17 protein-coding genes, 3 pseudogenes and 1 riboswitch are annotated in these 21,082 nt (G+C 63.8%); of the genes and pseudogenes, 7 read left to right on the forward strand and 13 right to left on the reverse strand.

The genetic code is table 11. From position 1 onward, the window contains the following. A pseudogene (locus tag OKA11_RS22800) lies at positions 1-496 on the forward strand (recombinase family protein); the annotation flags it as partial. 548 nt (positions 497-1,044) lie between these two features. Here the strand turns inward: OKA11_RS22800 and OKA11_RS24715 are convergent. The 9 genes and pseudogenes from OKA11_RS24715 to OKA11_RS22840 form a co-directional block, all read right to left on the reverse strand. Then, positions 1,045-1,170 (reverse strand): annotated as a pseudogene (locus OKA11_RS24715) (IS256 family transposase); the annotation flags it as partial. Positions 1,171-1,329: 159 nt separating this feature from the next. Then, positions 1,330-2,691 (reverse strand): TolC family outer membrane protein, encoded by a 1,362-nt coding sequence (locus OKA11_RS22805; RefSeq protein ID WP_267224650.1) that lies wholly within the window; start codon positions 2,689-2,691, stop codon positions 1,330-1,332. Next, positions 2,688-5,801, reverse strand: a complete 3,114-nt coding sequence (locus tag OKA11_RS22810; RefSeq protein ID WP_267224652.1) for an efflux RND transporter permease subunit — start codon at positions 5,799-5,801, stop codon at positions 2,688-2,690. Before OKA11_RS22810 ends, OKA11_RS22805 begins: the two co-directional genes overlap by 4 nt. Then, the gene (locus OKA11_RS22815) at positions 5,798-6,874 is read right to left on the reverse strand and encodes an efflux RND transporter periplasmic adaptor subunit (protein ID WP_267224654.1); all 1,077 of its coding nucleotides are present in this window, start codon (positions 6,872-6,874) and stop codon (positions 5,798-5,800) included. The genes OKA11_RS22810 and OKA11_RS22815 overlap by 4 nt, the downstream gene beginning before the upstream one ends. A gap of 121 nt (positions 6,875-6,995) precedes the next feature. Then, positions 6,996-7,769, reverse strand: a complete 774-nt coding sequence (locus OKA11_RS22820) for a hypothetical protein (protein WP_133085129.1) — start codon at positions 7,767-7,769, stop codon at positions 6,996-6,998. A 124-nt stretch (positions 7,770-7,893) separates the two neighbouring features. Continuing rightward, positions 7,894-8,460 carry an RcnB family protein gene (locus tag OKA11_RS22825; RefSeq protein ID WP_267224657.1) on the reverse strand — a complete coding sequence of 189 codons (567 nt, stop codon included), beginning with the start codon at positions 8,458-8,460 and terminating at the stop codon, positions 7,894-7,896. Positions 8,461-8,565: 105 nt separating this feature from the next. Further along, positions 8,566-9,912: a HAMP domain-containing sensor histidine kinase gene (locus OKA11_RS22830; protein ID WP_267224658.1), complete on the reverse strand. Its 1,347-nt coding sequence runs from the start codon at positions 9,910-9,912 to the stop codon at positions 8,566-8,568. A gap of 2 nt (positions 9,913-9,914) precedes the next feature. Then, positions 9,915-10,637, reverse strand: coding sequence for a response regulator (locus OKA11_RS22835; RefSeq protein WP_267224659.1), 723 nt, complete (start codon positions 10,635-10,637; stop codon positions 9,915-9,917). 119 nt (positions 10,638-10,756) lie between these two features. Beyond that, positions 10,757-11,014 carry an EF-hand domain-containing protein gene (locus tag OKA11_RS22840; RefSeq protein WP_267224661.1) on the reverse strand — a complete coding sequence of 86 codons (258 nt, stop codon included), beginning with the start codon at positions 11,012-11,014 and terminating at the stop codon, positions 10,757-10,759. Between the two features lie 797 nt (positions 11,015-11,811). On the opposite strand from OKA11_RS22840, the pseudogene OKA11_RS22850 reads away from it, so the two are divergent. The 5 genes and pseudogenes from OKA11_RS22850 to OKA11_RS22870 form a co-directional block, all read left to right on the forward strand. After that, a pseudogene (locus OKA11_RS22850) lies at positions 11,812-11,967 on the forward strand (Tn3 family transposase); the annotation flags it as partial. A 138-nt stretch (positions 11,968-12,105) separates the two neighbouring features. Continuing rightward, positions 12,106-12,179, forward strand: a riboswitch (Fluoride riboswitch). A 286-nt stretch (positions 12,180-12,465) separates the two neighbouring features. Then, positions 12,466-12,891 (forward strand): hypothetical protein, encoded by a 426-nt coding sequence (locus tag OKA11_RS22855; RefSeq protein ID WP_267224663.1) that lies wholly within the window; start codon positions 12,466-12,468, stop codon positions 12,889-12,891. A gap of 212 nt (positions 12,892-13,103) precedes the next feature. Next, positions 13,104-13,553, forward strand: a complete 450-nt coding sequence (locus tag OKA11_RS22860; protein WP_037518111.1) for a LexA family protein — start codon at positions 13,104-13,106, stop codon at positions 13,551-13,553. Between the two features lie 6 nt (positions 13,554-13,559). Further along, a complete protein-coding gene (locus tag OKA11_RS22865; protein ID WP_267224667.1) occupies positions 13,560-14,822 on the forward strand; it encodes a Y-family DNA polymerase in 1,263 nt (420 codons plus the stop codon). Positions 14,823-14,843: 21 nt separating this feature from the next. Beyond that, a complete protein-coding gene (locus tag OKA11_RS22870) occupies positions 14,844-15,470 on the forward strand; it encodes an SOS response-associated peptidase family protein (protein WP_267224669.1) in 627 nt (208 codons plus the stop codon). A 66-nt stretch (positions 15,471-15,536) separates the two neighbouring features. Here OKA11_RS22870 and OKA11_RS22875 read toward each other — a convergent pair whose 3' ends face one another. Further along, the gene (locus OKA11_RS22875) at positions 15,537-15,860 is read right to left on the reverse strand and encodes a hypothetical protein (RefSeq protein WP_267224671.1); all 324 of its coding nucleotides are present in this window, start codon (positions 15,858-15,860) and stop codon (positions 15,537-15,539) included. A gap of 41 nt (positions 15,861-15,901) precedes the next feature. On the opposite strand from OKA11_RS22875, the gene OKA11_RS22880 reads away from it, so the two are divergent. Beyond that, positions 15,902-16,120, forward strand: a complete 219-nt coding sequence (locus OKA11_RS22880; RefSeq protein WP_008828778.1) for a hypothetical protein — start codon at positions 15,902-15,904, stop codon at positions 16,118-16,120. Here the strand turns inward: OKA11_RS22880 and OKA11_RS22885 are convergent. From OKA11_RS22885 to OKA11_RS22895, 3 genes are all read right to left on the reverse strand, one after another. Then, positions 16,110-18,938 carry a conjugal transfer protein TraG N-terminal domain-containing protein gene (locus OKA11_RS22885; protein WP_267224676.1) on the reverse strand — a complete coding sequence of 943 codons (2,829 nt, stop codon included), beginning with the start codon at positions 18,936-18,938 and terminating at the stop codon, positions 16,110-16,112. The two genes, OKA11_RS22880 and OKA11_RS22885, sit on opposite strands and share 11 nt — an antisense overlap. 15 nt (positions 18,939-18,953) lie before the next feature. Continuing rightward, positions 18,954-20,444, reverse strand: a complete 1,491-nt coding sequence (locus OKA11_RS22890) for a conjugal transfer protein TraH (RefSeq protein ID WP_379489394.1) — start codon at positions 20,442-20,444, stop codon at positions 18,954-18,956. Then, positions 20,444-21,082, reverse strand: a 639-nt coding sequence (locus OKA11_RS22895; RefSeq protein ID WP_267224678.1) for a conjugal transfer protein TraF, incomplete at its 5' end; no start/stop codon positions are given. The genes OKA11_RS22890 and OKA11_RS22895, both read right to left, overlap by 1 nt.

A 21,082-nucleotide genomic window follows, 5' to 3' on the forward strand; every position in this document is an offset into this window, starting at 1 on the left:
GAAAATGCGCGCCCGGGATCCGTCAGCAATCGATGCCTTGCGTCACACCCTGAGAGAAAAGCATCTCCACGATCTGATCGATGGGCGGCGGGGTTGGCTGCCGCTCGTTGAGCGCCTGCGCCCGCAGTTGCCCTGGGCGGTGGTGTTGCGGCACATTCGGTCGATCAAGCCCCCGGTGCGTTCGTTTTCTGAACGCACGCTGGTGAAGGCGTGCCGAACGCTTGTTGATGCAGGCTATGCAAATCCTGTGATCCTTGAGACGGCGCCGCGCCTTTCGAATGATAGTCGCGTTGCCCTACTCGTTGCGGACAAGCTCAGGAGCGAGCCAGACGCGACGCTGCGCGGCATTGCGGCTTGGTTAAGTAAGGATTTGCGAGAGCCAACGCCGCGAGGGGGGATGCAATGGTCACCTGAGGGCGTGAGACGAGTCATTGCGCAGGCGCAAGGCCTAGGCATTCTTCCTGATAGATCGGCGGCCCGGGGAATTCGCGAATGAGCGTAGGAGAGCGAGCACGAGATCAGAATTCCGTTAGCGGCCCGGTGCCTGCCTCGAGCGGATCAAACAGCCCGATCCTGACGTAATTTGGGACTTCACGGTCGTTCCCGAGCGCGACCGTGAATGACGCGTTTCGCCGAAACCTGACATTGGCGGATACGCACCCCAAGGTCATCCCGCGTTCGGTTATTGGTCGGCTCGCGCCGTCAAACCGCGAGACTGCATCCACTAGATTAGTTCGTCGCACTAGTGGGCGCTAGTGGTCCCCTTCGGGTTCAGATAGACCCCGTGCGAAAGCGCTCATAGATGTGAAGCTCGGCCGACGCTACTGCCTCCCGCCAAGCTTTATAGAATTGCACAGGAGTTCGCCATTTACTCGTCGTCCGCCGCCACGACAATGAACGTAGGCGGCGCATCGGCGGGAACCGGCGTGCAAAGCCCGCCATAGATCAGGCTGGCAAAGTCCGGTGATCGTGCCCTACGGCGTGGTGTAGATTTCCGTCACCACCGTCCATTTCGGCATCGGGATGAACCGGTGATGCGCTAGGTACAGCCGAGAGCATTGCGATGGGATTGTCGCTGACGGGAGCCATAGTTTCAAGCGTCATATAGGGGGCGTGCTGGACAGCCCATTCGTCACTCTGCTCCATGAGGATGGCGCCGATCAGGCCCGTGAACACTCGCTTCGGCGCCCCCCCCCCAAAAAAAAGGCGCCTTCCACGTCGGCCCGGATACCCCTTCGGATGCCTTCAATCCCCGGCGCAACCGCCCGCACTCGCCAGCGGGCATTTGGCATGTCCGCCTGCTTCCTATCGGTCAGGCAATCGGGTCGGTCACGGCCGCGTTTCTGGCCGGATCGAAGTCATAAGGCGATCGGCCTCGTCGAGTTCCTCGAATCCCAGATCGCCGGTGGACGCTGCCAGCTTCAGCCGGGCCAGGATATAGTCGTAGACGGCCTGCGCGCGGTCGCGGTCGGTGGCGAAGCTCTGGCTCTGTGCGTTGAGCACGTCGTTCTGGGTGCGGATGCCGACGTCGCGCCCGGTCGCAGCGGCGCTCTGCTGCAGGTCGGCGGACCTGAGCGCGGTGTTGAGCGCGGCGACCCTGCGCGCGCCGGTCGAGGCAGCCTGCCACGCCTGCTGCGCCTGAAGGCGGGCATCGCGGCGCGCGGCGTCGAGATCGCGCAAGGCCTTGGTCGCGTTCGCCTGCGCCTCGCGTTCCTTCGACTGGATGCCACCGCCTGCATAGAGCGGGACGGTCAGGCGCACGCCTGCGGAAGCGGTCTGGATGCGGTCGGGCACGATGCCGTTGCCGCCGTCGCCGCCCATCCGGAATTGTCCCTGGTAGCCTGCGACACCCTCGATCACCGGCCGGCCCGACAGGCCGTAGCGGTCGATTTCCGCCCCGGCGGCGCGCGCGCTGTGCTCGGCGGCCCTGACGGCGGGCGCGCGGGTCTCGGCGCGTTCCTGGATGTCCTGCAGCGAACCGGTCGGCACCGGCGCGACGAAGTCGGCGGCGGGACGTTCGAGCCCCTCGGCGCCGAGGCCGGTCAGTTCGGAGAAGGCGGCGCGGGCATAGGCCAGTTCCGCTTCGGCGCCGATCCGCTGCGCTTCCGCCGCGTCGCGCTGGGCTTCCGCCTCGCGCACGTCGGTGATCCGCGCGCGTCCGGCGTCGAAGCGGGCCTGCGCGCCCTTGCGCTGCTGTTCCGCCGCCTCGACCTGCCGGGTGTAGGAGGTCAGCTTGTCCTCGCCCGAAAGCACCGAGAAGTAGGCGTCCGCCACGCGCAGGATGAGCGCCTGCTGCTCGCCTTCGAACTGGACGTCGGCGATCGCGGCCTTCTCGCGCAGCTGGGTTGACTGGGCACCCTTGGCGGCGTCGTAGATCGGCTGGACGGCCTGCACCGCCACCGAGGCGCGTCCCGAGCTGCGCTGGCCGGTGAACACGGGCGTCAGGTCTTCGGGCAGCTGGGCGTTGGTTTCGGTCATGTTGTACTGGTAGCCGGCCTGGACCTGCACGCTCGGTCGCTTGAGGGCGCGGGCCTGCACGGCGGCTTCCTGCCCTGCATCGCGCTCGGCCTCGGCGCTCTGGTGGTCGGGGTCGTGCAGGGCTGCGGCGCGCCAGGCGTCGACAAGGTCCGTCGCATGGGCGGGCGTCGATGCGAGCATGGCGAAGGCGGCGAGGAACAGGGCGCGGTTCATGTCCGTGCTCCATCGGTGGAAGTGTCGTGCATCGGGATTTCCTGAGTGGTGTCCTGCTTGTCCGCGCGGTCGAACACGAGTTCGTAGAGCGCCGGGAGGAACACGAGGGTGAGGATCGTGGCCACCATCAGCCCGCCCATGATGGCCCAGGCCATCGGCCCCCAGAACGTGGAGCGGGTCAGCGGGATCATCGCGAGGATGGCGGCGAGCGCGGTGAGCATGATCGGGCGCAGGCGATGGACCGCCGCCTCGCGCACGGCCTCGCGCATGGAGAGGCCGTGGCCCGACAGGGCGTCTATCTGCGCGATCAGGATCACCGAATTGCGCAGCACCATGCCGAACAGCGCCAGCGAGCCCAGCATGGCGACGAAGCCGAACGGGATGCGGAACAGCGCCATGATCAGCGCCACGCCGATCAGCGCCAGCGGTCCGGTCGCCAGCACCACGAGCATCCGCTTGACGTTCTGGAGTTGCAGCATCAGCAGGACCACGATCACCATCATCGCGGCCGGCACTGCGGCCATGGTGGCGCGCTGGTTGATGCTGCTCTGCTCCTGCGAGCCGCCGTTCACCAGCGACGCGCCAGCGGGAAGGTCCCGGCGCAGCGCCTCGACCTGGGGTTCGAGGCGCTTGGTGAGGTCGGTGGCCTGCTCGCCCTCGACGTCGGCGGCGATGGTGATCGTCGCCTGCCGGTTGCGCCGGTAAAGCAGCGCGGGCTCGCTGCTCGCGGTGACCCGGCCCAGCTGCGACAGGGCGACCGGGCCGCTCTGCGTGGCGATCGGCAGGTTGGCGATGCGGCCGAGGTCGGTGCGCTCGGCCGTGTCGAGGCGCATGACGACATCGAGGGCCAGATCGCGGTCGCGGTAGGTGGTGACGCCGGCCCCGGCGATCGCGGCCTGCAGGGTCTTCTGCACCGCCTCGGTGGAGAGGCCGAGGGCACGCACCTTGTCCTGGTCGAGATCGACGCGGATGGCCTTGAGCGGCTCGCCCAGGTCGCTGTTCACGTCGCGCGAATGACTGTCCGCCCGCACGATGGCTTCCAGCTTCTGCGCGAAGGGTGCCAGCGCATCGAGGTCCGGACCGGCGAGGCGATACTGCACGGGCTGGCCGACCGAAGGCCCGTTCTCCAGCCTGCTGACGCGCCCGCGCGCCTCGGGGAACCGCGCGGCGAACAGGTCCTGCACGTGCGCGATCACCTCCTCGCGGGCTTCCTCGTCCTTCGTCTGGAGGACCAGTTCGGCGAGCGTGATGTCGGGCGTCTGGACGTTCAGCGGCAGGTAGAAGCGCGGCGATCCACCGCCGACGTAGCTCGTCACCGAAGTGACGCGTTCGTCCTTCGCCAGCAGCTTTTCCATGCGCGCGGCGACGGCCTGCGTCTGGGCGAAGCTGGCGTTCTGGGAAAGCTGCAGGTCGACCACCAGCTCGGGCCGGTCGGACGCCGGGAAGAACTGGCGTGGCACGCCGAACTGGAACAGGAACACGGAGCCCACGAACAGTGCGGCGGCCGCCGCGACGACGGCCTTGCGGCTGTCGAGGCAACGGTCGAGCACGCGGCGGAACCACGCGTAGAACCGCCCTTCGTACTGCTCCTCGGGCTCGCCCGCGTCGTCCCGGGCATCGGCGCGCTGGGGCAGCAGGTGGTAGGCGAGGAACGGCGTGAAGATCACCGCGACGAACCACGACAGCACCAGCGACAGCGCGATGACCTGGAACAGCGAGATCACGTATTCGCTCGCCGTCGCCTTCGACATCGCGATCGGCAGGAAGCCCGCGACGGTGATCAGCGTGCCGACCAGCATCGGGATCGCGGTGGTGGTGTAGGCGCTGATCGCGGCACGGGTGCGCGTCCACCCGGCTTCGAGATGGGTGCTGACCGCCTCGACCACGATGATCGCATCGTCCACCAGCAGACCCAGTGCGATGATGAGCGCGCCCAGCGAAATGCGTTGCAGGTCGATGCCCATCCAGCTCATCCCGGCGAAGGTCATCGCCAGCACCAGCGGGATGCACAGCGCGACGACGATGCCGGGCCGCCAGCCGAGCGACAGGAAGTTGACGACAAGCACGATGACCACCGCCTCGAGCAGCGAGCGGGTGAATTCGCCGACGGATTCGTCCACCACCTTCGTCTGGTCCGACACCGTGTGGATTTCGACGCCGACCGGCAGTTCGTCCTGGTACGAGGCCACGGTCTGCTTCAGGTTCTTGCCCAGCCGCGCGACATTGCCGTCGTCGCGCAGGCTGATGCCCACGCCCACCGCATCCTCGCCGCCGAACCGCATCCTGAAGGTGGCGGGGTCCTTGGTCGTGCGCTCCACTTTGGCGATCGCATCGAGGCGCACGCTCTTGCCGTTGGCGAAGATCGGCGTCGCCGCGATCGCCTCGAGCGAGCCGTAGGCGCCCGCCACCTGCAGGCGCACGCGCTCGGCGCCCGCCTCGACCGTGCCCGAGGCCGAGACGGCGTTGGTGCCGTCGAGCGCATCGGCGATGGCCTGCGACGAGATTCCCAGCATCGCCAGCCGCGCGCTGTCGTAGGTGACGTAGACCGCCTCGTCCTGTTCGCCGATCATGTCGGTCTTGGCGACGTCGGGCAGGGCCTGGATACGGTCGCGAAGTGTCTCGGCGTAGCGCTTGAGCATGGGATAGGAGAAGCCGGGGCCGGTGATCGCGTAGATGTTGCCGTAAGTCGTCCCGAACTCGTCGTTGAACGCGGGGCCGACGACATCGTCGGGCAGGTCCGCGCGGTGGTCCGTCACGGTCTTGCGCACGGTGTACCAGATATCCGGCACCGCGCTGCCCTTGACGGTGGAGATCAGCGTGACGTTGAGCGTCGCCTGTCCGGGACGGGCCTTGCTCTTGACGTAGTCGATGTCGGGGATGTTCTCGGTCAGCACCGTCTCGATCGGCTTGATGACTTGTTCGGCCATCTGGTCGGCGGTCGCGCCCGGCCAGCCGACGGTGATCATCATGGTCTTGACGGTGAACTCCGGGTCTTCCTTGCGCCCGAGCGAAAGGTACGAGAGCAGCCCCGCCACCGAGGCGACGGCGAGCAGGAAACCGACGAGTTGCTGGTGGCCGAGCGCCCAGCGCGAGAGGTTGAAGCCGGTCACGAGGCAGGCACCTCGGCTATGCGGACCTTCTCGCCGGCACGCAGCAGGTGGATGCCGGCGGTGACGATCGTCTCGCCCGGGCGCAGGCCGGAGAGGACCGTCAGCTTGTCGCCGCTCGCCTGTCCCACCTTCACTGTGCGGGGTTGGACCGTCATCGTGCGCCGGTCGACGACCCAGGCCTGCGCCTTGTCGTGGCCTTGGGCGATCGCGGTGAGGGGCACCAGGATGCCGTTTGTCGAGCGGTCGTCCTCGATGCGCAGTTCAGCGGTCTCGCCCATTCTCAGCGTCTCGCCGGGGGCGATGATCGAGAAGCGGGCGGCGAACGTGCGGGTCGCGGGATCGGCGGCGCCGGCGATGCTGCGCAGCGTCACCGGGTACTGGCGCGAAGGATCGCTCCACAGCGTGACGCTGAGCCGCCTCGCCCGCTGGACCGGGCCGAGCCCGCCTTCGGAAAGCGATACGGCGACTTCGGGGCGCGAGGGATCGGCGAAAGTCAGCACCGCCTGTCCGGCGCCCACGACTTGTCCCACTTCCCCCTCGACTTGCGTGACCACGCCGTCACGCGGTGCGGTCAGCACGGTGCGGCCGACTTGGGCGGCGGCGGTGCCGCGCTGGGCACCGGCGGCGCGTAGCTGCGCCTGTGCCTGATCGGTGGCGGCTTTCTGCTGGTCGAATTCGGCCTGCGAGATGAAGCCCTGGGCGAGCAGGTCGCGCGAGCGGGCGAGATCGGCGCGTTGCGTCGCCGCCGCCGACTGGGCCGCGCCGGTCTGCGCGGCCGCGCTGTCGAGCGCGCGGGCATAGTCGCTGCCGTCGAGGCGGAACAGCACCTGGCCGGCGCGCACGGTGTCACCGGCGTTGACCGCCCGCTCGACGATCCGCCCGGCCACCTGGAAGCCCAGCTGGCTCTCGAAGGCGGAACGGATCTCACCGGCATACGTGATCGCGCTTTGGCCGGAGTTCGCGGTGAGCTGCTGGACGGAGACCGCCCGCCGTTCGTCCTTGGCCGGGGGAGCCTCGTGACATGCGGAGAGCAGAAGCGCCGCCAGCGGCACAACCAGGGCAAGACGCGCCATTGTGATCCCTTGCTTGAAACCCTGTAAAGACAGGGAAATTGCCATGTGAGGCGGGGCAAATGGCGAGGGCGGGCAACAAGGCGATGAGTGCCTTGTAACAGCTTGTAACGCCCCGGAGCCGCTACCTCCCGGCGTGCTCGAACGGCGGCGGCACCTCGCCGGGGGCGAGCAGGCGGAATGCGAAAGGATAGTCGCGGCCGTTCCAGCGCACCGTGACGCGCACGTCTTGCCCTGCTGCGGAGCGCGGCAGGGCGGCGGTCACGATCCGGCCGCCGAAGCTGGCCTCGGGGTCGACCGTGGTGGTCTGCAGGATCTGTCCGTCGATCTGCTGCATCGTGTAGTCGAGCCGCTGCTGGATCGAGCCCATGGCCATTGCGCCGCCGGAGATCGCCATCGCCGCGCCCGCCTGCCCGGCGCTGTTGTCCTCCCACACGATGGTGCGCGAGACCACGCCGCGCGGGGTCGCGACATGGCCGTGATAGGCGTAGCGCTCGCCGCTCGACGAGGCAGAGACCGCAGCCAGCGTGCCTGCGACGAGCACGGTGCCGATCCGGGCGCGGCGAGCCTTGCTTTCGGCAGCCTCGGCCAGCGCATCGCGGCTCTGCACGGCGATCGGCTGGTATCCGAGCGAGACGCTGACGTTCTCGACGCCGATATTGGCGGGAGCGTTGCCCCGGTTGTAGACCGCGATGTCGAAGACGAGGGCGCCGTTCTCGATGGGGCGCGGGGTTATCTGGACCGCGCCGTCGGGGGTCTGCAGGTCTACGGTCGGCACGCCGCGCGTGAAGCGGGCGGTCTCGTGGCCTACGCTTACCGGATAGAGGCTCGGCGGCGAGGCCGCGAGGGCGGGGTTTGCGGCCAGCGTCAGGATGGCCGCGGAAACGACATGCTTCATGAGGTGACACCATTGTGAAGAGGGGGGTGTGCGGCGCGACATGCCCTGGGGGAAGGCTGCCGCGCCGCACCGGCGCGCCCGAGGCGGGGGCGGGGGGTGGAAGGCGCGCCGAAACCGAACAGGTCTACCAGACGCGCGGAACGGTCCGCACGATCACGCCGGTGGTGCGCGATGCCAGCACGATGCTGCCGTTGGCGTAGATCCAGGCGTGTCCTGCGGGCGCCACGGCCAGTCCGTAATAGGCCGGGTTGACGACGTAATAGCGCCGCAGTTCCACCGGCAGGACGGCTCCCACGACCCAGACGCGGCCATAATAGGCGCTGGCGACGGGGTAATAGCCATAGCCGGGCGCGAAATAGTATCCGCGCCGGACACCGACATAGCCGACGAAATCGGGATGCCCGTGCCACCAGCCGGGATTGCCCGGATACCAGCGGACCGGCGGTGCGGGTCGCACTACGGTCACCGGCGGGCGGACATATACAGGCGGCGGCGCATGGACTGGCGGATGACCGTGCCCCGGCGGCGGGGCATGGCCGTGCGGAGGCGGCGGGTTATGGCCATGCGGCGGCGGGCGATGGTCATCGGCGGTGGCGGGCGAGAGGGCAAGCATCGACACCGCTAGGACGGCGAGGCTGCCGGCCCGCAGCGCCCTGCGCTTCATGACTGTGGACCAGGACGATCTTGGCATCGGGACTTCTCCGGTTGGCTACCCGAAGAAGATTGCCGCCTTTGCGCAACAACGTGATCTGCACATGGTAACACCGTGTAACGCCCACCGCTCCCGCGGCGCCGGTCAGGCGGCGGGCAAGTCCACCGAGGCGCTGAAGCCTCCCCCGTCGCGATTGCCGAGCGTCAGCGTCCCGCCATGTTGCTGGGCCAGGGCATCGACGATCGCGAGCCCGAGCCCGGCTCCGCCGGTGTGGCGCGCACGCGAATGGTCGAGCCGGTGGAACGGGCGCGTCAGGTCCTTGAGGTCCGCTTCGGGCACGCCCGGTCCGTCGTCGTCGACACGGATCTCGATGCGGCCCTGGTGTTCGTGGACGGACAGGCGGGCCCGTTCGCCATACCGCACGGCATTGTCGACGAGGTTCGCCAGGATACGCTGCATCGCCAGCGGATCGATCCGCACGACAGGGCCGGTCGGCGGCAGCGACGTCACCGTGACGTCTTCGCCCTGGGCTGCGCGCGCTTCCAGTACAGCGCTCACCATGGCGCCGATGTCGGTCGTCTCGTGGACGGGGCGCGGCGGCGTCGCGGAAACGCGCGCGAAAGTCAGGGTGTCGTCGAGCAGCGCGCTCATCTCGCCAAGGTCCGCCATCGCCAGCGCACGCTGGCGAGGGTCGCCGATGTAGTCGGCGCGAAGCTCCAGCCGGGTGAGGTAGGTGCGGTAATCATGCGCGACTGCCGCGAGGAACCCCGTCCGCTCCTCCACCAGGTCGCGCAGGCGGCGGCGCATGTCGCTGAAGGCGATCGAGAGTTGCTGGATCTCGTGGGCACCGGTCACGGGAAGATCGGGGGCGGACAGGCTGGCACCGTCTTTCTCGAGCGCACGGGCAAGGCGGGAGAGCGGGCGCGTGGTCAGCCCCGCGATCAGGACGACGACAAGCACGCTCGCCGCCGAGACGCCGATCAGGATGGCGTTAAGGCTCATCACGAAACCGGCGATCGCTGGCGGCGTGGTGCGCTCGATGATAAGGACGGTGCCGTCGTTCAAGCGCACACGCAAGCGGATCGGGCTCGCGGAGTACTGGCGGCCCCGGCCCAGGTCGGTCAGCCGCGCATCGGGCGGAAAGTCGACGTGGAACGGGCGCCCCTGCAGGGCCGCGCGATAGGCGGCATTGGCTTCCCGCAGATCGGGGTGGGTGTTGTCCCCGCGCGGCAGGCCGTCACCCAGCATGACCAGCGTGGTGTTCACGCTCAGCCCGCGCAGCACCGCTTCGCGCGCGGCAGGCGGGGTCGCTTCGACGGCGAGAGCGATGGCCCGGGCGTCTTCGGCCGGCACCAGACGGAACAGCTCGGCGTCCGGCTGGTTCTGCTTGCTGGAAATGATCGTGATCGTCAGGCCGACTACGATCAGGTGGACGAGGACGATCAGGCCCACCCGTACCCGCAGGCCGTCGACCGGACGCAGCCAGCGCATCGTCAGATCTTCAGCACGCTGGGCGCGAACAGATAGCCGTCGCCACGCACGGTGCGGATCATCACGGGTTCGCGCGGATCGTCCCCCAACTTGCGGCGCAACCGGCTGAGCTGCACGTCGATCGCCCGGTCGTAGGGTGTCGCCATGCGACCGCGCGTCATGTCGAGCAGCAGGTCGCGGCTCAGCACGCGGCGGGGATGCATCACGAGCGCATGGAGCAGGTCGAACTCACCGGTGCTCAAGGTGACGGGGCGGCCGTCCGGGTCGATCAGGTCGCGCGAATCCACGGCGAGAGTCCAGCCCGCGAAGCGGTACAGTTCGGCGCCGGGGCTCTCGACCGCCTGCCCGGGCGCCTTGGTCCGGCGCAGGATCGCGCGCAAGCGCGCCAGCAGTTCGCGCGAGTTGAAAGGCTTGGGCAGGTAATCGTCGGCACCGCATTCGAGGCCGATGATGCGGTCGATGTCGTCGCCCTTGGCAGTGACCATCAGGATCGGCAACTGCGGAACCTTGACGCGCAGCGTCTGGCAGATCGAAAGCCCGCTTTCGCCCGGCAGCATCAGGTCGAGGATCAGGCAGTCGAGCGAGGGCACGTCCGCCTGGCGGAAGAAGGCGGCGGCATCGCCATAGCCTTCCACCACGAAGCCATTGGCCCTCAGGACATCGGAGACCAGATCGCGAATGGCGACGTCGTCCTCGATGATGGCGATCGTTCCTTCGGATTCCATGGGGTCCTGACCTTGTGGAGTTCAGCCGAGCCGGCGTCGTAAGTCCTTCATGCTAGAGCATGATCCGGTCGGTTCAACCGGATCATGCTCTGCATCTCGGTGGCGGGTGGCACGCTGGCTTATTTGCCGTACTTGGCCATGGCGGCGCGCAGTTCCTCGGGCGTGACCTTGCCGTCCTTGTTGGCGTCGATCATCGTGAAGCCCCGCTCGCGTCGTCCGGCGGCCTTCCATTCCGCGAGGTCGAGGGCGCCGTCGGAGTTCGTGTCGACCTTCATGAAGGCATCGCGAGCCTTGTCGGCTGCGGAGGGATCCTGGGCGTGGGCGGCGGAAAACGGCAGGCTGGCTGCCAGTATCAGCAATGTCAGTTTCAGTTTCATCGTGTCACTCCAGATGAGCCCGGAATCGAGCTGAGGATCCAATAGCGGCGCGGTTCCGTGCGCATTGGGCACGATTGTTCCTGCTTGTAACAGTTTGTGCAGCAGGGCGTCGAAAGCACGTCTCGCGATCTTTGCGAAAAATTTCGCACCAGACCGACGGAAGTTCGCTCAAGCTGTATTCAAGGAAGGCGGCCCATTGATCTGCCACCCGCTGAGTGAGGTGGTCCCGGTTTTCTGGGCAGGGTGTTAAGCTACTCCCGACCTGAAGGATTGGTACGTGAATGACCACGACGAGGAAGCGCTACAGCGCGGATTTCAAGGCGAAGGTGGCGGTCGAGGCGATCCGTGGCGACCTGACGCTGGCGGAACTGGCACCAAGCATGTCGGGATGATCGACGTGCTGGTGCTGCCCGCGCTCGGTATCACTCCTTGACCCCATCCTCGAGAAGGCCACGCGAGATCGCTACCATTAAACGTTGATCCCCAGCATCGTCAATGTAGCCGGTAGCAAACCCGAGATCGCAGGATTGCAGCGTTCGCCGAGCTATCAAGGAACGAGCTGGAATCTGAACATGAGGTCACGCAAATGACCGGCAGCTTTCGGCATCATCGGCCTTTCTGGGCCCGCGAACGACTAACGTTGGTCGGTAGGCGACCTGCGTTGTAAAGATGTAGCCGGCTTGACCGGTGTCTTCTTCAGGCGTCTGCACGACGTGATAGGGGCGATTGGCGAAGTAGCGCTCACCTTCGAATGAGTCGGATCAATCCAGCAGCGACGAACTCTGCAGTCAGGCGGTTACTGGAACACCTTGCACCTTGGCGATGCCGTCGACGTCCGACGCCGGAAAGGACTCGATACGCCCGCCCACCTTCTCGCTCACATTTCGCCGCTCGGATGGGCACACACCCTGCTCACCGGCGAGTACCTTTGGCCCAAGGACGCCAGTGCTTAGGGTGTCAGTCCGCCCTCAGCCGGAACCGACCCCAGATAGGCATACCCATCATGGTTAGGTTTTGGCCACCCGGTCAGGGCGCCCCCATTTTCGGTAATTCGGCGGCCGCGAGCCGTTTACGCTGCAACGAAGGCATAAAGAACCAATGGTAATGGAATTCTGCCGGGTCTTCGGGCCGAAGCGCCGTCAAGGCTGATGATTTCTACCGGTCGCCGTCCAACATGCTGGTCTCGGTGGCGGCTGGCCTATTAGACGAGGGCATCACGCCTGCGGCAAGACCGGAACACCTTTCGATTTAGCTCTGAGAAGGGAGATGCCAGGGCCTCTCCGGGAGCATATATCGGCATGGCGCGCTACCTATACCATATGCGCCAGGCGCAAAAGCTATGGCGCATATGGTGGATCAGGCAACCCTATTGAGCCACCCCTCTAGTGCCAAGAATTTGCGCCTAGCGGCCCCGTCTGGACTGCCAGAAATTTTTCCGTCATCATAAGGGTATGATTGCATACCTTGCTTTCTTGGTACTCGCTGCCACTGCGCCGGTAGGTGGGCGAGACGCGCAAATGAAGTGTGCCTCCGTTTTAGAAGATCAGGCCGCTAAATTGCGTGCTCATAGCCATATGCTTCTAGCAGATGCGGAGTATGCCGAGTCGCATAATAATGAAATGTCACCCGACATGATGCAGCGATATATTAGTTGGTATCGAGATAGGGTGGCTGAAGGCGCGAAATACCCAGATTTAACTTCGGCAATTTTATCCGCTTCCGAGCGGCATCAAAGACAACGATCAATTATCGATTTTCTTGATTACGAGAAAAGAGAGCGCGAAGTTTTCGATTTAGAAGTGAGGGCAGCGCTTATCGAAGCCTGCCCTTGGAAGACTGCTGATATAAAGGCGAAAAGTTGGCCGGAAGGGCTTTAGAAAACGTCATTTGCCCAATAGCAGTTTTTCGCGACACGGGCGCGATCGGATCGCATCCCAAAATCGTTGCCGATTCATAGGATACAGCCAGCGGTTTCCTGGCGGATCGGTCGCGCGCACATAAACTGTCCGCGAGCGTGATCGAAGCGCAATGTACGTGTTGTGTTTTTGCTATGTTCCCTTCGTGTTCATTTTTGCGGTATGAGCGACCAATGTCCACCACTCTTGCCATACCCCCGTCCACGCCGATTCCCCTCAGCGACCTCCCTCGGCCCGTGCAACTTAAGGTTGTCGGCGCGGCCGGCGCGGGCTTTCCCAGCCCCGCCCAGGACTGGGAGGAATCCGCGATTAACCTCGTGGACTTGCTGCGCCTCGATCGCGCCGCCAGCTTCGTGTTCCGTGTCAGCGGACAATCCATGCTCGATGCGGGCCTGTTCGATTCCGACGTGTTGGTGGTCGATCGTGATGCGAAGCCGGTGAACGGCCGCATCGTCATCGCCGTCGTCGATGGCGGCTTCGTCGTCCGCCAGCTCTGCGTCCGCAATGGCGTGCCAACGCTCGAGGCGCGCAACAGTCGCCTGCACTATGACCCTGTCGTCGCGGATGAGAGCGTCGAGGTGTGGGGCGTGGTCCGCGCCAGCGTCCGCAACCTTCAGGCCTGATCCGTCATGAGCTGGGCCATTGTCGATATCGAGAACTTCTACTGCTCGGCCGAGCGGGTCTTCGATCCCACGCTGCGCAATGTGCCGCTGATAGTATTATCGAATGGCGACGGATGCGCCATCGCGAGATCGGCAGAAGCCAAGGCGCTTCATATTTCGATGGGGGCACCCATGTTCAAGATTCGCGACATCGTGAAGCGGCATGGCGTGCAATATCGATCGAGTTCGTACGAGCTTTACTCGGATATGAATCGGCGCTTCAATATGGTGCTCTCCGAGTTCAGCGATACCGTCGAGATATATTCAATCGACGAATCGTTCTTCCATCTACCAGTTTTACCTTGTGGCCTTGGTGATGTCGAGCAGGCGCAGCGCATTCGCGCGACTATCAAACTACATGTTGGGCTGCCGACTCGGATTGGGCTTGGTCCGACACGGACCCTAAGCAAGGTCGCCAACGCTTTGGCGAAGGCGTCCGAGAAAGTCTGGAACGGCGTCATCGACCTGCACGACGAGGGGCTGCGCCGGCGCATGTTCGCCAAATGGCCAATCGAGGAGGTGTGGGGTATCGGCAAGGCTATGGCAAAACGGCTGCACCCGCTCGGCATCCGCACGACGGCCGATCTTGCAGCGATGCACCCTGACGTCGCTCGTGACGTCGGGACTGTCGTGCTCGAGCGCTTAGTGCGCGAGTTGAACGGCGTCGAATGCAGTGACTTCCAACCTGAGCCGGAAGCACTGAAGTCTACGGCGGTGACGCGCACGTTCGGAGATCCGGTCCACGATCGCGAGGTACTGCGTGAAGCGATGGTGCGAAGGGCTGTACGCGCGGCCGAGAAAATCCGCGCTCAAAAACTTCAGGCTTGCCGGTTGTTCGCATTCGCGCACGGAAGCCGGTTCAAGCCTAATGCACCGTCGGCCTCCAAGGTGGCACGGCTTTCGCCCTCCACCAACGATCCGCGCGTTATTGCTGGAACCGCAGCGCGCATGGCCGAAGCGATGTTCGAGCAGGGCGCGGTCTACACCAAATGCGGCGTAATGCTGGAAGGTCTTGAAGCGGAATCAGGAGCGCAGCACGATCTCTTTGCTGCGCCTGATCCCCGTTCGCCTGCCTTGCTAGCCGCGCTTGACGGCATCAACGACAGGTTCGGGCGTAATACGCTGCGCCTCGCCTCCGAAGGTATGGGCGCCAAATCGTACGATACCAAACGGACCTTCAAAAGCCCGTCATGGACCACGCGCATCGACCAAGTGCCCGTCGCGCGCTAAAGCCAAGCCAAGGAATCGGCCATGTGTAACCGTGCACGCCTGAAGAACGAGCCGGAGACTCTATTTGGCTCGGCTGCGAAACTATTCAGCGCTCGGCCGCGCGACAACCGGTTCGATCCGCAAGAGTTGCGGCCCAAGGGGCGCTGCTACGTAATTCGCGAGGACGCAGGCCAGCGTGCCTGGGACGTGATGACGTGGGATGTGCTGGGCGGTAAGGCACCTTGGCCGATGACCAACGTGCGCAAGCTGGCGCTGCCACAGTGGCGCGTGCTTGCCGAGAAGCCCGGCAACCGGTGCATTATCCCACTCACCGAGTTTTGTGAGTTCACGCCAGACAAGCACGACCTTGCCGATGGCAAGCCACCGCTGAAGGGCGAGATGTGGTTCTCAGTGACCAATCAACCCGTGTTCGCTGTGGCGGGCCTTTGGCAAACCACCGAAAAGGGAAACGGGTTCGCCATGGTGACATGCGATGCCAACGACCTGGTGGCGCCGATCCATCCCAAAGCGATGATCACGATCCTCGATCCCAAGGATGTCGATACCTGGTTGCGCGGCTCCTACGACGATATTGCTGCCCTTCAGCGACCCTACGAGGCCCGCAGTATGAGCGTGCGCGGGCCTGTTTTTCCGACGCGCAATCGGTAGGCTTGAAACGAGTGATCCTAGGAACGACCGGACATTAGGTTCAAGTGGTTTGCCAAAGCGTTTGGCTCATTGAGGCGCCAGCCAGATCAGAACCATCGTCAGTGATGCGCAAAATAGCGAAAGCCAAATTGCTATCTGACTGTAGATGTGCAGGGCGACGCCCACCCATGAATACTTTCTCCGTAGGATTGCACCGCTGCCCACCGCGATGAAGAAAGCGACGACAATGGGGGCAGCGATCGAGGGAGAACGATGTAAAGAAGCTTCCGCGAGCGGAAGAAGCCCTAGCGCCGAGACAATCAGCCACGAGAATCCGAGCGCGCAGTAGCCAATCGGATCATCGCTGTATCTACCTATCCCGGCAGACCGATTTCTTGGGTTTGTTGCCATGATGTTCTCGTTATGCTATCCTCCGCTTGGAGGAAGGTCCAATGAGTTTCGATCTGAATATCTATACCGCGACATTGAACAATCCAAACGGTCCAATCTTCGTACCGGAGATGACTGATTGGACGCCATCGTCCGATGATGATTCTGCGACTGCGTTGGAATTTTACGGGCCGCCAAGTCCTGCCGTGAAGATTGCCCTTCTCCTCAACGCAGTCATGCTTCTCGCATTTCTCGGATGGCTGCTGTCGATCATTTTCTAAGCTTGGGATCGCGGAAGTAGTCCTTATCCAATGCTTGATCAACTTCACGCTGCAGATCGGACCCGGCAATCACACTTTGAGTTCGTCCAGCTCTCTTGGCTGCAGATGTTGCTTCAATTTGTGACCTGCCGGCGCTGATCTGATCGGCTACCGCCGATCCATCACTTTGGCTCCCCAGGTTAACAGTGGGTTTGAGACCTGAAGGGTGATAACTGGCGGTAACATCTGCAGCATCCTGAACAGTCGGTGCGGTGAGGTTTTGCGCAAGTTCAGGCTCTTTCAAATACGGAGCGACTTCCTCGTAAATTGCCTCCCTGCGCTGCTCGAAGAACTTTGCAATGAGTGAATCCCGCGCTTGCCGCTGCGTAGCGTTCAGCACGACCTCGTTCAACCCTGGAGCATTCAGGGATGGGTTTATCGACTCTTGGTGGCGATACCATTGCTGGAGTTCCTGAGACAGGTTCTCACTCATCTGCAAATTATGAGTTTCGGCATAGCTGGCGTCCTGCGAGAGCTGCTTCGCTTTCTCTCTAAACTCGCGAGCCCGTGCCTCAAATGAGTTTGCAAGAGACAATGCTTCTTCGTGACTTTGTGAGGACGTGCTTGAGCGCGAGCTTCGGCTAAAGGTTCCGCTGCCGTCTTCGGTTCCCTCCCGTGCCGACAAGTTGGTACCATTCGAGTGTTCATCTCGAACACCATCAGTTGCCGCCATGCTGCTATCGCGAGAACGGGAATGATCTGTATTGTAGTGAAGGTTATTAGACTGCTGGATATTATTTGTTTTTTCCGCGCCGATCGTAGCGCTCGGAATTGGCAATTTCCGCTTTCCAGCAGCAACTGACCCGCCACCGCCACCGCCACCGCCACCGCCTCCCATCCCAGCGCCAACTTTGGTCGAGAATATATCATTCAACGTCGATTGATGGCCGACACCGGCCTGAATGCGATCGGTAGAGCCGATACTATCGCGATTTTCCAGCCCGTCGAACTCGGACGACGAATTGCGGTCGAATTTCTCCGAATTGGTCCCAGATGTTGTTCGACTGCTGTGGTCCGATCCAGATGATGTTTCGGTAGACGTGCCATGGGCGGTTCGATCGGTCGACGTAGCCGTTCTGATTCGCGCTGCCGAATTTTCCAGAGACTCTGCGGCCCTCATGTAGCTGGATGCCGCTTGGCGATTTTCCGCTGCAAATCCAGTGCCTAGGCTCACTGACATCGGTAGTTTCGAGATGGCTCCGGTCGTATCGGTGACGATCGCGCCATTCTCCATATATGTGTCTGTCGAGCCGTTAGACCCTCTTACTGTGAAGGAGGACGCCCCCGTCGAAAACGTCGGTGCATCAGACCACTGGTTGCTCTGCCGCATGTTCGACGTGAGGTTCGCAAAGCTGGTATTCCCGTAGGAATAATTTCCGGTGGTCTGCTCGACGGCCGCCGCTTCGGCCGCGTTCTGCGCCGGCGCCAGGATCGACGTCGCCTGCCCGGAAATGCTCATTGCACCGCGCGCCAGACCCGCCGCAATGAACGGCACGCTCATGAGCATGAAGCCGGCGATCGTCGCCGTCTCGGCGTTCACGGCCCCGATTCCAGCATAGCTCGAAAGCGTGATCCCGCCTTCAGCCACGGCATTGGATGCGCTTTCTCCGCGCGTCATGCAGATCATGTGGAGGATGACGTAGAGCGGTCCCCAGGCGGCGAGATAGAAGAACCCTGTCACATACCCCTTGAGCGCCTGGACCCCGGTCTGGGGCATCAAGAACAGCGGGAAGATCACCGGGAACATCGCGTAGAAGACGACGGTCAGCACGATATTGAGGATCGGCACCCACGACATCGCCTGCATGGCGATCGAGTTGTAGGTGTTGCGCGCCTGGATGTCGGCGCGCGTCGCAGCAAAGGCATCCATCGACGCGCTGCCGGCACTTCCTCCCATGGCATCGCGAGCCTGCATGAAGGCGTTGATCGCCGAGGTCTGCCGCATCGCAGATGTGTAATCGCTCGACGATCCGGTGAAGGTCTGGTTCACGATGGGAACGTCTTGCCGTAGCTTCGCGGCCGCGGCCGTCTCGCTGAGGTTTGTGTAGGTCTGACGCCCCCAAAGCGGCGTCGAAGCATCGATGATGGTGTTCCATTGCCCTGTCAGCGCCTGATAGGCCGCCTGACAGGTGATGATGGTGCTGCTGACGGACCCGCCAGCCTCTTTCTGAAGCCAGACTTGCGATCGCGCAGGCGAGCCGGGCCCGATCGACGCCCAAAGGTCGGTGCTGCTCGCAAGATCCGTCAGCGATTTGAAGTTCAACAGCACGTCGCCGAACACGCAGTTCTTGTAGTGGTTCTGCAGGTTGGTCGCGAACTCGGCATCGCGGATCTGGAAATTGCGGGTCGCATCGAACAGCCGCGAACCGTAAATCATGCCGTTGTTGGAATAATTGAGCTGGCTCGGCATCACGAACACCGTCTCCGCCGTCCGGGTAAGCCAGTCGCCCACCTGGCTCGAGAAGCTGGCGATCACGCCCAGCCCGAGAGGGACATTGGCGACCGTCGCCGGCGCGAGGGAAGGGTTGATCCTATCCGTGACCTTCACGTCGACGGTCGGGACCATCAGGCAGGAATAGATCAGGGTCGAACCGAGGAACCAGTTGAGCCACACCCGGAAATTCAGCGTGAAGGCCACGGAGAGAAGGGCGTGGATCAGGCCGATGACCATCACCACCTTGATCAGCGATCCATAGCCGCCACCGCCCGTCCAGGCCGCAACGGCGTTGAAGGTGTTGACGATGTATTCCCCGCCGCCGATCGTGAAAACCTCGACCATGGCCCTACCTCCCGCTTAGTTGAGCCCGTGGACGTTGAGACCACGCGAGAAATTCAGCGCGGCCGCCATCCCCGGCGACATGGCATTCTGCAGCGTCGATTCCAGCGCGATCGACTTGTTGATGAGCGCAATCGAGATGTTGAGCGTGTTTTTCACCTTCAGATCGCGTTCGGCATACTTCGACCGCGCCTCGCCGAGTTGCTTGCGCCAGGTCTCGGCGGTTGCCTGATCCGCTGGCTGAAAATGGACCTGCGACTGCGTGACCCGGTCAAGCATGTTCTCGATCATCGAACTCAGGAGATTGACGGCCACGATCTCCGCGAGAGCGTCGGACTCACTGTCGGTGAAACTGCCGTGGGCCATCGCCTCGACCGCGAGCAGCTTATAAAGCGGTACGGTGGTCAGCGACAAAAGCTGCTGCTCGGCCGACGACAACGCAGCATCGGTGCGGATCTTGTCGCGCATCGAGGTGATCATGGCCTTGATGCGAGGGCGCAGGGCGACATTGGTCGGGATCGAGAGGTTCTGCTCCGACACCTGCAGGCACTTGTCATCGTCCGTACAGGTCAGGATTTTGGCCGTGTTGCCGGTCTGCGTGCCATCGAGGAGCGCCGTCACCACCGCATCCTCGGCCGGGCCGATATACTGGATCGAGGCGGGATTGCTGCCCTCGGCCTTGTTGACGATGATCGTTCCGACGACGGTCATCAGGTATTCGGAAAACTCGGCGTCAAACGCACCGAACTTCTGGGACCGCTTGAGCGCCTCCCAGGTGTAATTGCGCGGCTCGCCCGGAATATGCTCGTTCATGTTCGGGTCGTTGTTACCCGAGAGCACATCGTCGATCTGGCCATCTGCGCCGCAGCCCTGACGCGAACGCGCCCAATCCGAGAACACGCCCTGGCTGTTGCCCACGGCCGTGCAGATGGTTGAGCGCGCGCCCTGCATCTTGGGCCAGACGGCGCCGACGAGGCCCTGCGCCGCCTCGCACGACGAGATGTTCATCTGGTTCATCTGCTGGGCGGCCTGCTGGAACTCACCCATGATCTTGCCGATCTCGGGCGAGACGCTGTCGATCGCCAGCTTGAAGGCAAACCCGAGAGCATTGTTGGCGGTCGCTTTCAGCATCGCCACCATCTCCGAGGCGTTGATGAACGAGAACGAGCCGGTGAACAGATCGATGCCGCCGCAACCAGCGCGGGCGCTCGGCAGCTGGAGGTTGAACGGCGACACGCTCTTTTGCGGGAAACGGGTCCATGCGTTGCCGAGCGAGTAGTAGCCCGCCGACTGGCCCTGATAGGCGGTCGGGCCGGTCACGTTGGCAGCGCCGCCGGCATCGTTGAAGAACGAGTTCATCGAACTGGCGACGTCCGCGCGCGCGATGCCGATCGGCACCATGCTGGCTGCCCCGAGGCTCAGGGCCGCGGCGGCGAGCCGCCGACGAAAGGCGCGGAAGCGGGGGGAGGCCAGGCGCTTGGCGCGAGGGAAGGGGGGAAGCTCGTCCATTAGTAGTCACTCCCGACCTTGGTGTTGGTGAGCATGAAGATCCGGTCCATGATCTCGTCGGCCGAGAGGATGCCGAAGCCGATCGGGACGGTCTTTTTGGTGGCCGTATCGAAGAGGACAAGCGCCGGCGTCGCGTTACCCGGCACGCCCATTCGTGCGCGTTGACCGGAATCGACCACGTAATTCGGGAAGTCCTTGCTCGGGCCGCCATCCATCGAGACGGCCATCACAGCCAGGCCATGAGAGTCCGCAACCGAACGCAGGATCGGCGCGAAGATTTCGCAGGCGCCGCAGCTCTGCGCGAAGAAGTAGAACATGCCATAGCGCTGGCCGAGGTGCGCGAGCACCTGGCCGCGATCGGCGGTGCGGTTATCTGTCCACGCCCGCTTGGCGACCGTCGAGACAGGCCGCTGCAGCGTGTAGTCGATGTCCGGGTTCTGCCACAGGGCGCGCTGCCAGGTGTCGGAAAACGTCGAGGCGCGATCAAGCTGTTCGCGCTGGAAGCGCACATAGGCGATGACGTTCTCCTCGCTCGGCTCGAGGATGGCGCGCGCCTTCAGCTCGTCCAGTTGCTTTGCGATCGCAGCGATCCGCTCGCTGGCGGACTGCGCCGGTTCGGCCGTCTTCTGTTCGCTCGG

Origin of the sequence: Novosphingobium clariflavum (assembly GCF_026420865.1) — a bacterium.
In the GTDB taxonomy this organism is placed as follows: domain Bacteria; phylum Pseudomonadota; class Alphaproteobacteria; order Sphingomonadales; family Sphingomonadaceae; genus Novosphingobium; species Novosphingobium clariflavum.